General features: G+C 70.6%; 8 protein-coding genes. 6 read left to right on the top strand and 2 right to left on the bottom strand.

Features of this window, described 5'->3' with window-relative positions:
* Positions 1 to 102: 102 nt before the first annotated feature.
* Positions 103 to 651 carry a DUF485 domain-containing protein gene (locus ACWF9Z_RS28855; RefSeq protein ID WP_453606647.1) on the top strand — a complete coding sequence of 183 codons (549 nt, stop codon included), beginning with the start codon at positions 103 to 105 and terminating at the stop codon, positions 649 to 651.
* Complete coding sequence (locus tag ACWF9Z_RS28850) at positions 648 to 2,240, top strand: solute symporter family protein (RefSeq protein WP_453606645.1); 1,593 nt, start codon at positions 648 to 650, stop codon at positions 2,238 to 2,240. Before ACWF9Z_RS28855 ends, ACWF9Z_RS28850 begins: the two co-directional genes overlap by 4 nt.
* A 61-nt stretch (positions 2,241 to 2,301) precedes the next feature.
* Here the strand turns inward: ACWF9Z_RS28850 and ACWF9Z_RS28845 are convergent, their stop codons facing one another.
* Positions 2,302 to 3,036 carry a DUF7342 family protein gene (locus ACWF9Z_RS28845; protein ID WP_453606642.1) on the bottom strand — a complete coding sequence of 245 codons (735 nt, stop codon included), beginning with the start codon at positions 3,034 to 3,036 and terminating at the stop codon, positions 2,302 to 2,304.
* The gene (locus ACWF9Z_RS28840; protein WP_453606639.1) at positions 3,033 to 4,649 is read right to left on the bottom strand and encodes an ATP-binding protein; all 1,617 of its coding nucleotides are present in this window, start codon (positions 4,647 to 4,649) and stop codon (positions 3,033 to 3,035) included. The genes ACWF9Z_RS28845 and ACWF9Z_RS28840 overlap by 4 nt, the downstream gene beginning before the upstream one ends.
* Positions 4,650 to 4,864: 215 nt before the next feature.
* Here ACWF9Z_RS28840 and ACWF9Z_RS28835 point away from each other — a divergent pair, with 215 nt between their 5' ends.
* From ACWF9Z_RS28835 to ACWF9Z_RS28820, 4 genes are all read left to right on the top strand, one after another.
* Positions 4,865 to 9,154: a discoidin domain-containing protein gene (locus ACWF9Z_RS28835; protein WP_453606636.1), complete on the top strand. Its 4,290-nt coding sequence runs from the start codon at positions 4,865 to 4,867 to the stop codon at positions 9,152 to 9,154.
* A 219-nt stretch (positions 9,155 to 9,373) separates the two neighbouring features.
* Positions 9,374 to 10,393, top strand: coding sequence for a LacI family DNA-binding transcriptional regulator (locus tag ACWF9Z_RS28830; RefSeq protein WP_453606633.1), 1,020 nt, complete (start codon positions 9,374 to 9,376; stop codon positions 10,391 to 10,393).
* A gap of 224 nt (positions 10,394 to 10,617) precedes the next feature.
* Positions 10,618 to 12,018 carry an ABC transporter substrate-binding protein gene (locus ACWF9Z_RS28825; RefSeq protein WP_453606630.1) on the top strand — a complete coding sequence of 467 codons (1,401 nt, stop codon included), beginning with the start codon at positions 10,618 to 10,620 and terminating at the stop codon, positions 12,016 to 12,018.
* Positions 12,019 to 12,164: 146 nt separating this feature from the next.
* A complete protein-coding gene (locus tag ACWF9Z_RS28820) occupies positions 12,165 to 13,073 on the top strand; it encodes a carbohydrate ABC transporter permease (protein ID WP_453606627.1) in 909 nt (302 codons plus the stop codon).
* The last annotated feature ends 5 nt before the right edge of the window (positions 13,074 to 13,078 follow it).

Below are 13,078 nucleotides of genomic sequence, written 5' to 3'. Positions count from 1 at the left end.
CACCTGATGGAGTGAAGAGCACCGGTACACCAGTCCGGAAACCCCTCTCCCGCACATCCTTGTGGGCACGCGGCCAATGCGGCGGCGGACAAGGAGAGTTCGGTGGACAAGCACGAAGGTCGTGATACCGGAACGATCCGGCTGGACGACCCCTGGTACGACGCGCTGGCCGTCGGATGGGGCGAGGGCGCGGGTGCCGGCGCGGGCGAGGGTTCCGGCGGGGCCGCCGGCGAAGGCGCGGAAGCGTCACCGTCCGGCTTCTCCCCGGGTGGCCCGCACCCCCTCGGCGCGTCCGACATCTACCTCGAAGTGCAGCGCAGCGCTGCCTTCCAGGAGGTGCGCAGCCGCTACCGGAGGTTCGTGGTCCCCGCGACCGTCGGCTTCTTCCTCTGGTACGTCGCCTACGTGATCGCGGCCACCACGGCGCCCGGCATGATGGCCCGGCCCGTGGCCGGATCCGTCAACGTGGCCCTGCTGGCGGGCCTCGGCCAGTTCCTCAGCACCTTCCTGCTGACCTGGGCCTACGCCCGGCACGCGCGGCTGCGGCGCGATCGCGCGGCCCTGGACCTGCGCTGGACCGTCTTCGAGCAGGAGCAGGTCCGCCGGGCGGACGCGGGGGAGCGCACCAGGACCCGGGGGGCGGGCCGGTGACCACCGAGCACCAGACACTGGCGCTGATCCTGTTCAGCGTCTTCATCGCCGTCACCCTCGGGATCACCACGTGGGTCAGCCGCAACCGGCACGGCTCGGCCGAGGAGTTCTACGCGGGCGGCCGACTGTTCTCCCCGCTGGAGAACGGTTTCGCCATCGCCGGCGACTACATGTCCGCCGCCTCCTTCCTCGGCATCTCCGGCCTGATCGCGCTCTTCGGGTACGACGGCCTGCTGTACTCGGTCGGCTTCCTCGTCGCCTGGCTCGTCGTGCTGTTCCTCGTCGCCGAACTCGTCCGCAACTGCGGCCGCTTCACCCTCGCCGACGTGGTCGCCGCGCGGATGAGCGAGCGGCCGGTGCGGATCGCCGCAGGCACCTCCTCGGTCGTGGTCTCCGTGCTGTACCTCGTCGCGCAGATGGTCGGCGCGGGCAGTCTGGTGAGCCTGCTGCTCGCCGATTCGGGCCGCGCCGCGCGGACGCTGACCGTGATCGGGGTCGGCGCGCTCATGGTGATCTACGTGTCCTTCGGCGGCATGCGGGCCACCACCTGGATCCAGATCGTCAAGGCCGTGCTGCTCATGGGCGGGGCGATCACCCTGACCGTGCTGGTGCTCCTCCGCTTCCACGGGGACTTCGACCAGCTGCTCAGCAGCGCCGCGGAGCGCAGCGGGTACGGCGAGCGGTTCCTGGGCCCGGGGCTGAAGTACGGCGGCGACTGGACGGCCCGCTTCGACTTCATGAGTCTCGGACTCGCCCTCGTCCTCGGGACGGCCGGGCTGCCGCACATCCTGTCGCGGTTCTACACCGTGCCCACGGCCCGGGCGGCCCGCCGCTCGGTGGTGTGGGCGATCGCGCTGATCGGCGGGTTCTACCTGATGACCATCGTGCTGGGCTTCGGCGCGGCGGCGCTGCTCGGCCCGGAGCAGGTCAAGGCCTCCAACGCCTCGGGGAACACGGCGGTTCCGCTGCTCGCTGCCTTCCTGGGCGGCGGCGCCGAATCCACCGGTGGCGCGGTGCTGTTCGCCGTCGTGGCCGCCATCGCCTTCGCCACCATCCTCGCGGTGGTCGCGGGGATCACCCTGGCCTCGTCGGCCTCCGTCGCGCACGACCTGTACGCCTCGCTGAAGCGCCGTCACGCCCGTCAGCGCAGCGAGGTCACGGTGGCCAGGGCGGCGGCGGTGGGGATCGGGGCGGTGGCGATCGCTCTGGGGCTCCTCGCCCAGGACCTGAACGTGGCGTTCCTGGTGGGACTGGCCTTCGCGGTGGCGGCCTCGGCGAACCTGCCGGTACTGCTGTACACGCTGTTCTGGCGCGGCTTCACCACGCGCGGCGCCGTCTGGTCCGTGTACGGGGGCCTGGTACCCGCGGTGCTGCTGGTGGCGCTGTCCCCCGTGGTCTCCGGCAGCCCGGAATCCCTCTTCCCCGGGGTGGACTTCCAGTACTTCCCGCTCCAGAACCCCGGCATCGTCTCGATCCCGCTGGGCTTCCTGGCGGGCTGGCTGGGCACGGTGACCTCGGTGGAGGAACCGGACGAGCGCCGGCACGCGGAGACGGAGGTCCGCTCCCTGACGGGGGCCGGGGCGGTGTAGGGGCCCGGGCCGACGCGGAAACGAGGGCCGGGGCCGACGCGGGGCCACCGGCCGCTCCGGGTCACCCCGGGTTGGGCGGGCGCCATGCGTAGCGGTGTTCCGGGCGCCCCGTTTCGCCGTAGCGCAGGGCCAGGGTGACGCGGCCGGTGCGGTCGAGGAGCTTGAGGTAGCGCTGGGCGGTCTGGCGGCTGATGCCGGCGAGGTCGGCGATCTGCTGGGTGGAGAGCGGGCCTTCGGCCGTCCGCAGGACCTGGCGGACCGTGTCGGCGGTGGTGGGGGAGTGGCCCTTGGGCAGGTCGTTCGGGGCGCCGGCCGCGGCGAGGGCGCCGAAGATCCGGTCGACCTCGGACTGTTCGGCCTCGCCGCCCGTGTCCAGCGTGCGCCGCAGCGCCCCGTAGGCCTCCAGCCGGGTGCGCAGGCCGGCGAAGGTGAAGGGTTTGACCAGGTACTGGAGGGCGCCGAGGCGCATCGCGGCCTGGACGGTGGCCAGATCGCGGGCGGCCGTCACCATGATCACGTCGGTGTGGTGACCGCGCTCGCGCAGGCACCGGACCAGGTCGAGGCCGTTCTCGTCGGGGAGGTAGTGGTCCAGCAGGATCAGGTCCACGGGACGGGCGTCCAGGACCGCGAGCGCCTCGGCCGCCGAGTGGGCCCGTGCCGCCACGCGAAATCCGGGGACCTTCGCCACGTACGCCGCGTTGATCCGGGCGACCCGCGTGTCGTCGTCGACGACCAGTACGTCGAAGTCGCGTGGGACGCCGTGTCCGCCGGACAGCCGGTCCGGGGCCGCGTTCATCGCAGGGCCTCCGGGAGCACGACGGAGAACTCCGCTCCTCCGCCCGCCGCCCCGCCCGCCCGGACCGTGCCGCCCTGGCGCTCCGCCAGGCGCCGCACCAGCGCGAGACCGAGCCCGCGTTCACGGTGGGCCTGGGGCTGCTTGGTCGACCAGCCCTCGGTGAAGATCTCCTCGCGGCGCGCCGGCGGGATGCCGGGGCCGCTGTCGCGGACCAGCAGCACCGCCGTGCGGCCGTCCGCCCGGATGTCGACCTCGACCAGGGGCGCCGGCGAGCCCACCGCCGCGTCGAGCGCGTTGTCGACCAGGTTGCCGACGATGGTGACCAGGCCTCCGGGATCGACGAGACGGTCGGGCAGCAGGGCGGAGTCGGCCAGCCGCAGGGGGACGCCGCGTTCGGCCGCGACCGTGGCCTTGCCCACCAGCAGGGCGGCGAGCAGCGGGTCGTGGACCTTCTCGGTGACCTGTTCGGCGGTGCTGCGGTGCACTCCGACGACCTCCGTCACGAACTCCACGGCCTCCTCGTACAGGCCCAGTTCCAGCAGGCCGAGGAGGGTGTGGAGGCGGTTGGCGTGCTCGTGGTCCTGGGCGCGCAGGGCGTCGATCAGCCCCTTGGTGGAATCGAGCTCGCGTCCCAGGTGCTCCAGCTCGGTGCGGTCGCGCAGGGTGGCCACGGCTCCGCCGTCCTCGGTGGGCATCCGGTTGGCGAGCAGGACCCGGGGGCCCTGGACGGTGAGCAGGTCGCGGCCGGTGACCCGGCCGGCGAGGACGTCGGTGGTGCGGCCCGCGCCCAGCAGCTCGTCCAGCGCGCGCCCCGCGAGGGCACCGGCCGCGTCGGGGTCCAGGCCGAGCAGCCGGGCCGCCTCGTCGTTGACCAGCCGGACCCGGCCGCCCGGGTCGAGGGCGATCACGCCTTCGCGGATGGAGTGCAGCATGGCCTCGCGTTCGGCGAGCAGGCCCGCGATATCGGAGAAGGCCAGGTCGCGGGTCTGCCGCTGGATCCGGCGGGAGAGCAGGTAGGCGGCGAGCGCACCGGCCGCCAGGGCGCCGCCCGCGTACGCGAGCAGGCCCGGGATGGCACCGAGCAGCCGGCCCTGGACGCTGTCGTACGCGATGCCGACCGAGACGGCGCCGACGATCTCTCCGTCGGCGGCGAGCAGCGGGACCTTGCCGCGCGCGGAGCGGCCGAGGGTGCCCTCGTCGATCTCCATGACCTCGCGGCCCGCCAGGGCGTCGCCGGGGTCCGTGGAGACGGGCTGTCCCACGCGATCGGGGCTCGGGTGCGAGCGGCGGATCCCGTCCAGGTCGACGACGACCACGTACTCGGCTCCCGTGGCCCGGCGGATCCGCTCGGCCGAGGCCTGGACCGGGCCGTCCGGCGACGGGCCCGAGCCGAGGAGGCCGGCGGCGAGCGAGGGGTCGGCCGCCGCGCTCTGGGCGATGGCCAGGGCGCGGCGCATGGCCTGGTCGTCGAGCTGCGCGCTCAGCGGGGCCAGGAAGAGTCCGGTGGCCAGCGCGAGGACCCCGGCGGCGATGGCCAGCTGGGTCAGCAGGATCTGGGAGACGGCCCGTCTGGGCAGCCCGAGGCGCCGAGCGCTCATGTGAAGGAACCGCATGACTAGGAACCGTAGGTCGGTTCGGGCGTCAGCGGAATTTCCCACAGGTACGCAAATGGCTTGCGGGATTTGCGCCCAGCTTGCGCAAGCGATGACGGCATAAAGGTGCGGTCGGAGAGGTAGACGACGCGTCAAAGCTCTGCAATTCTCGCACCGCACACCGCAAATTCCTATCTCCCCTGGTTCAGAAAGTTCATGTCGAGGGACGAGGACATATGAGAAGGCACACCTGGAGATGGCGGGCACTGGCCGCCTTGATCAGTACGGCCCTGTTGATGCTGGGCCGGCCCGCTCTCACCGCCGTGGCCGCCGGCGGACCGAGCGTCTCGGCGGGCCGCCCCGCCGCCGCGAGCAGCACCAACGGCGGCCTCACGGCCGCCAACGTCACCGACGGCAACCAGTCCACGTACTGGGAGAGCGCCGGAAGCACCTTCCCGCAATGGGTGCAGACCGACCTCGGCGCCACGACCCGCGTCGACCAGGTCGTGCTCAAGCTCCCCGCCGGCTGGGAGAGCCGCAACCAGACCCTGTCCGTCCAGGGCAGTGCCGACGGCACCAGCTACAGCACCCTGGTCGGCTCGGCCACGTACACCTTCGGCCAGGGCGGCGGGAACGTGGTCGCCATCGGCTTCCCCGCCACCCAGACCCGCTACGTGCGCATCGACATCACCGCGAACACCGGCTGGCAGGCCGCCCAGCTCTCCGAGCTCGAGGTCCGCGCGCCCGGCGAGTCCGGGGCCAACCTGGCCCTCGGCAAGATCTTCACCGCGAGCAGCAACACCCAGGTCTACGTCCCGGGCAACGCCAACGACGGCAACACGGCGAGCTACTGGGAGAGCGTCAACAACGCCATGCCCCAGTGGCTGCAGGCCGACCTCGGCTCCTCCGTCCGCGTGGACCGCGTGGTCCTGAAGCTGCCCGAGAACTGGGGGGCACGCACGCAGACCCTCAAGATCCAGGGCAGCGCCAACGCCACGGACTACACCGACCTGACCGCGTCCAAGACGTACGACTTCAATGCCGCCGGCGCCAACGCGGTCACCGTCGCCTTCGACGCCACCACCACCCGCTACCTGCGCGTATGGATATCGCAGAACTCCGTACAGCCCGGCGGGCAGCTTTCCGAGCTGGAGATCTACGGCCCGGCCACGGGCGACACCCAGGCGCCGACCGCCCCGACCGCACTCGCCTACACCGAGCCGGCCACCGGCCAGATCAAGCTCACCTGGAACGCCGCCACCGACAACACCGGCGTCACCGGCTACGACGTCTACGCCAACGACCAGCTGCGCACCAGCGTCGCCGCCGGTGTCACCACCTACACCGACACCCAGCCCGCGGGCGCGAGCGTGACCTACTACGTCCGCGCCAAGGACGCCGCCGGGAACCAGTCGGGGAACAGCAACAGCGTCACCCGGACCGGTGACACCGGTGACACCCAGGCCCCGACCGTCCCCGGCTCCCTGGCCTACACGGAGCCGGCCTCCGGCCAGATCAGGCTGACCTGGCAGGCCTCCACCGACAACGCCGGAGTCACCGGCTACGAGGTCTTCGCCAACAACGTCCTGATCACCACGGTGGCGGGCGGCGCGACCACCTACACCGACAGTCAGGCGGCCACGGCCACCGTGAGCTACTTCGTCCGCGCCAAGGACGCGGCGGGCAACCGCTCCGGCGACAGCAACTCCGTCACGCGCAACGGCAGCGGCGGCGCCGGCTCCAACCTGGCCGTCGGCAAGCCGATCACCGGCTCCTCCGTGATCCACACCTTCGTCGCGGAGAACGCCAACGACAACAGCACCACCACCTACTGGGAGGGCGCCGGCGGCGCCTATCCGAGCACCCTGACCGTCGCGCTCGGCGCCAACGCCGACGTCGACCGCCTGGTCCTCAAACTCAACCCGGACAGCAGCTGGGGCACCCGCACCCAGAACATCCAGGTCCTCGGCCGGGAGCAGAGCGCCTCGGGCGTCACCGGCCTGGTCGCCGCCAAGGACTACGTCTTCAACCCGGCCGCCGGGTCCAACACCGTCACCATCCCGCTGGGCGCCCGCGTCGCGGACGTGCAGCTGCGCTTCACCTCCAATACGGGCTCCTCCAACGGCCAGATCGCCGAGTTCCAGGTCATCGGCGTCCCGGCGCCCAACCCGGACCTCCAGATCACCGCGCTGAGCGCCAGCCCGGCGGCCCCCGTCGAGTCGGACTCCGTCACCCTGTCCGCCACCGTCAAGAACACCGGCCCGGCCCCGGCGGCCGCGACCGCCGTCTCCTTCCAGCTCGGCGGTTCGAAGACCGCCACCGCCGGCGTTCCCGCGCTGGCCGCCGGCGCCACGGCCACCGTCGCCGCCGGCATCGGCCCGCGCGACGCCGGTTCGTACCCGCTGAGCGCGGTCGTCGACGAGGCGAACACCGTCGTCGAGCAGAACGACACCAACAACTCCTTCACGGGCTCCCCGCTGGTGGTCCGTCCGGTCGACAGCTCGGACCTGGCCGCCTCGTCCGTCAGCTGGTCGCCCAGCGCCCCGTCCGCGGGCCAGTCGGTGGGCTTCGTCGTCACCGTCAAGAACCAGGGCACCGTGGCCGCCGCCGCGGGCACGCACAACGTCACGCTCACCCTGCAGGACGCGGCCGGCGCCACCGTCCGCACCCTGACGGGCTCCTTCGGCGGCGCGCTCGCGGCCGGCGCCTCCACGGCCCCGGTCGCGCTCGGCAACTGGACCGCGGCCAACGGCAAGTACACCGTCAAGGTGGTCCTCGCCGACGACGCCAACGAACTGCCGGTCAAGCGCGGCAACAACACCTCCACCAAGCCCTTCTTCGTCGGCCGCGGGGCGAACATGCCCTTCGACCTGTACGAGGCCGAGGACGGCGTGGTCGGCGGCGGAGCCAATGTCGTCGGCCCCAACCGCACCATCGGCGACATCGCCGGCGAGGCCTCGGGCCGCAAGGCGGTGAACCTCGACGCGACCGGCGAGTACGTCGAGTTCACCACCCGCGCCGCCACCAACACACTGGTCACCCGCTTCTCCCTCCCCGACGCCCCGGGCGGCGGCGGCATCGACTCCACCATCGACGTCTACGTCAACGGCGTCCTCAAGAAGGCCCTCCCGCTGACCTCGAAGTACTCCTGGCTCTACGGGGCCGAGGCCGGCCCGGGCAATTCGCCGGGCGCGGGCGCCCCGCGGCACATCTACGACGAGGCCAATATCCTGCTCGGCGAGACCGTCCCGCAGGGCAGCAAGATCCGCCTCCAGAAGGACGCGGCCAACACCTCCACCTACGCGATCGACTTCGTCAGCCTGGAACAGGCCACGGTCGTCCCCAACCCCGACCCGGCGACCTACACCGTGCCCGCCGGATTCACCCACCAGGACGTGCAGAACGCCCTGGACAAGGTCCGCATGGACACCACGGGCAAGCTCGTGGGCGTCTACCTGCCGCCGGGCGAGTACGAGACGGCGAGCAAGTTCCAGGTGTACGGCAAGGCCGTGCAGGTCGTCGGCGCCGGACCGTGGTTCGCCCGGTTCCACGCCCCGGCCTCGCAGGACAACACCGACATCGGCTGGCGCGCGGAGGGCACCGCGAAGGGCTCGTCCTTCTCGGGCTTCGCCTACTTCGGCAACTACACCTCGCGCATCGACGGTCCCGGAAAGGTCTTCGACTTCTCCAACGTCACCGACATGACCATCGACAACATCTGGAACGAGCACACGGTGTGCCTCTACTGGGGCGCCAACACTGACCGGATCACCATCAAGAACTCGCGGATCCGCGACACCTTCGCCGACGGCATCAACATGACCAACGGCAGCACGGACAACCTCGTCGCCAACAACGAGGCACGCTCCACGGGCGACGACAGCTTCGCGCTGTTCTCCGCGATCGACGCGGGCGGCGCGGACATGAAGAACAACGTCTACGAGAACCTGACCACGATCCTGACCTGGCGCGCGGCCGGTGTCGCCGTCTACGGCGGCTTCAACAACACCTTCCGCAACGTCTACATCGCCGACACCCTCGTCTACTCGGGCATCACGATCAGCTCGCTGGACTTCGGGTATCCGATGAACGGGTTCGGGACCGACCCGACGACCTTCGAGAACATCTCGATCGTCCGGTCCGGAGGCCACTTCTGGGGCTCCCAGACCTTCCCCGGAATCTGGATCTTCTCCGCCTCCAAGGTGTTCCAGGGGATCCGGATCAACAACGTCGACATCATCGACCCGACGTACAGCGGAATCATGTTCCAGACGCAGTACGTCGGAGGCCAGCCGGTCAACCCCATCAAGGACACGGTCCTGAAGGACATCACCATCACCGGGGCGAAGAAGAGCGGCGACGCCTTCGACGCCAAGTCCGGATTCGGCCTCTGGGCGAACGAGATGCCCGAGGCGGGACAGGGCCCGGCGGTGGGTGAGGTCGCCATCCAGAACCTGAGGACGAGCGACAACGCCGTGGACGTGCGGAACACGACCTCGACGTTCAGGATCAGCCAACTGCCGTAGCGGGCGGTGGCGGAGCGGCGGGGCGGCCCCCTTCGGGGCGCTCCGCCGCTCCTGCCGTCGGGCAGGTCCGGCCAGCGCTCGCGGTGGCGGGCCGGTGGTGGCCGTCGGCCGGGACCCGGGCCCGGGGGACGCAGGGGGTTCCGCGCCGGATTCCGATGGGCCAAACTGGCTGTAATCGAACTGCAAGGAACTTGCATTGTTTGCGCTACTCTTGCGCTCATGACGCGACGACTTGCTCAAGTGGCGAAGAAGGTGGGGGTCAGCGAGGCAACGGTCAGCCGGGTGCTCAACGGCAAGCCGGGCGTCTCGGACGCTACCCGCCAGTCCGTGCTCACCGCCCTGGACGTCCTCGGCTACGAGCGCCCCACCCAGCTGCGCGGCGAGCGGGCCCGGCTGGTCGGCCTGGTCCTGCCCGAACTCCAGAACCCCATCTTCCCGGCCTTCGCCGAGGTCATCGGTGGCGCGCTGGCCCAGCAGGGTCTGACGCCGGTGCTCTGCACGCAGACCACCGGCGGGGTGTCCGAGGCCGACTACGTCGAGCTCCTGCTCCAGCAGCAGGTGTCCGGAGTGGTCTTCGCCGGCGGGCTCTTCGCGCAGGCCGACGCCCCGCACGAGCACTACCGGCTGCTGCACGACCGCAAGGTGCCGGTGGTGCTCATCAACGCCTCGATAGAAGACCTCGGCTTCCCGTGCGTGTCCTGCGACGACGCCGTCGCGGTCGAGCAGGCCTGGCGCCACTTGGCCTCCCTCGGCCACGAACGCATCGGCCTGGTGCTGGGACCGCCCGATCACATCCCCTCCCTGCGCAAGCTGGTGGCGGCCCAGACGGTCGCGGCCGCGGCCGGCTCCGAGCTCCCCGCCGAGCACGTGGAGCGGGCGCTGTTCTCCCTGGAGGGCGGGCACGCGGCCACGACCAGGCTGCTGGACCGGGGGGTCACCGGGATCATCTGCGCGAGCGACCCGCTGGCCCTGGGGGCCATCCGGGCGGCCCGCCGCCGGGGACTGGACGTACCCGGGGAGATCTCCGTCGTCGGCTACGACGACTCCGCCTTCATGAACTGCACCGAACCCCCGCTGACCACCGTCCGCCAGCCCATCGAGGCCATGGGCCGGGCCGCCGTGGAGCTGCTCACCGCGCAGATCCAGGGGGCCGCCGTACAGCCCGGAGAGCTGCTCTTCGAGCCCGAACTCGTGGTGCGCGGTTCCACGGGACAGGCTCCGCGCCGCCGGCCCGCGTAGGTCTCCACCCGGGTCGCCCCCGCACGTACAGGGCTCCGAAGCGTCCAACTGACGCTTCGGAGCCCTGTTTTGCGTTCTCTGACCGACCTGGCCGGAGCTAACTGCCAATCTCTTGCGAAATCTGCGCGAGATATTGCGTTCATCTGTGGGTGGTGGTTGAGTGTGCCGCGCTCGCCCCCACACTCGCCCCCAGCCTCCTGCTTGATGCTCGAAGGGGACCACCGATGAGAACCCACATCCGCCGCACCACCGCGGCCGCCCTCGTCTCGGCGCTCGCCGTCACCGCCCTGGCGGCCTGCGGTACGAGCAGCAGCGGTGAAGACACGAAGAACCAGCCGGCCGGCGGTTCCACCGACGCCTCCGCCCCGCTCGACCCGAAGACGAAGGTCACCCTCTCCATCGACTGCATGCCGCCCGCGGCGAAGGCGGCCGAGCTCAAGGAGTGGAAGGAGGACGTGGCGGAGTTCAACAAGACCTACCCGAACGTCACGATCGAGGGCCGCTCCACCCCCGGTCAGTGCCTGGAGCCCCCGCGCTTCACCGCGATGCTCAAGGCCAAGTCCCAGCCGGACGTGTTCTACGCCTACTTCACCGATCTCCAGCAGGTGCTGGACAACGACGGCGCCGAGGACATCGCGTCCTACGTCAACGCCACGTCGGTGCCGGCCTTCGAAGACATCGACAAGAACGTCTCGGGCGTCCTCAAGCGGGAGGGCAAGCTCTACGGCCTGCCCACCAGCAACTACACGATGGGCCTGCTGGTCAACCGCAAGCTCTTCCAGCAGGCGGGCCTCGACCCCGACCAGCCGCCGCGCACCTGGGGCGAGGTCCGGGCGGCCGCCAAGAAGATCGCGGCCCTCGGCAACGGCACCGCCGGCTACGGCGACTACAGCGTCGAGAACACCGGCGGCTGGCACTTCACGGCGGCCATGTACGGCATGGGCGGCGACATCGTCGGCTCCGACGGCAAGGCGGCCTTCAACAACGCCACCGGCAAGCAGATCGTCGACAACCTCCACGCCATGCGCTGGGAGGACGACAGCATGGGCAAGACCCAGCTCCTCAAGTGGGGTGACCTGCAGAAGCAGATGGCCTCGGACAAGCTCGGCATGTTCCTGGCGGCCCCCGACGACATCACGTACATGGTCCAGCAGCTCGGGGCCACGTACGACAACTTCGGCATGGGCCCCATCCCCGGCGGCGCCGCCACGCTCGCCGGCGGGAACGGCTACATGATCAAGAAGGGCAGCTCGCCCGACAAGGTCAAGGCCGCGATCGCCTGGCTGAACTTCAAGACCCTCACCGTCGGCAAGGGCCAGTTCCAGTACGACCGCTCCAAGGCGGACGGCCTGCCGGTCGGCCTTCCGCAGCCCGCCTTCTTCACCGGTGCCAGCAAGGCCAAGGACGGCGAACTGAAGGCCGCCAGCGCCACCATGCCGGTCGTCAACTTCAAGCCCTTCCTGGACAACCCGGTGGCCGGCAAGGCCGAGCCGGTGAAGGCCCAGGAGGTCTACAAGGTCCTCGACAAGGTGATGTCGGGCGTCCTGACCAGCAAGGACGCGGACTCGGGGCAGCTCCTGGCGGAGGCCGAGAAGGCGGTCAACCAGGTGCTGGCCAACCAGTAGCGGCCCGGCCGGCGGAGGTCCGGGCGGTGGTGGGTCCGGGCGGCCTCCCCGGCCCGGACCCGCCCGCCGGACCCCCTGCCGGCCCCGACCGGCGCCCCCCAGTCCCCGCACACCGATGGCGACGACCCACCTAGGAGCGAGCGGCGATGTCGGCTCCCACCCTGTCCGGTACCTCCCGCGAGGAATTCGTCCGGGCGTTCAAGCGGAACATCACGGCCCACGGCTTTCTCGTCGGCGCCGTCCTCTGCTTCTCCTTCTTCTCCTGGTACCCGATGGTCCGGGAGTTCCTGCTGGCCTTCCAGAAGACCGAGGGCGGATCCGCCCGCTGGGTCGGCTGGGACAACTTCCGCTACGTCTTCAACGACCCGGCCTTCTGGCAGGCCTGGCGCAACACCCTGCTCTTCACCGGACTCGCGCTGGTCCTCGGCTTCGTCGTCCCGTTCGCCGTGTCGCTCGTGCTCAACGAATTCCGGCACGCACAGGGCTACTTGCGGCTGCTGGTCTACCTTCCGGTGATGATGCCGCCGGTGGCCTCGATCCTGCTCTTCAAGTACTTCTACGACCCCGGATACGGCGTCTTCAACAGGGTTCTGGAATTCCTGCACCTCCCGGCGCAAGACTGGCTGCAATCCACCGATACCGCGATGCTCTCCGTCGTCATCGCTTCCACGTGGATGAACATGGGCGGCGCGACCCTCATCTACCTGGCCGCCCTCCAGGGGGTCCCCGGCGAGCTCTACGAGGCGGCCGAACTCGACGGAACAGGGCTGCTGCGCAAGATCTGGCACGTCACGATCCCGCAGACCAAGCTCATCCTCTCGCTGATGCTGCTCATGCAGATCATCGCGACGATGCAGGTGTTCGTGGAGCCGTTCATGCTGACCGGCGGCGCCGGCCCCGAGGGCGCGACCACCACCGTCGTCGTCCTCATCTACCAGTACGCCTTCAGCTTCAACCAGTACGGCGGCGCCGCGGCCCTGGGCCTGTGCCTGCTCGTCCTGCTCGCCGGCTTCTCCGCCGTGTACGTCCGGCTGAGCCGCGACAACGAGAACTGACGGGA

The sequence above is a fragment of the Streptomyces sp. NPDC054961 genome, assembly GCF_053609145.1.
Note: the sequence above shows the minus strand (reverse complement) of the source record. Positions and strands in the feature narration are given on the sequence as shown.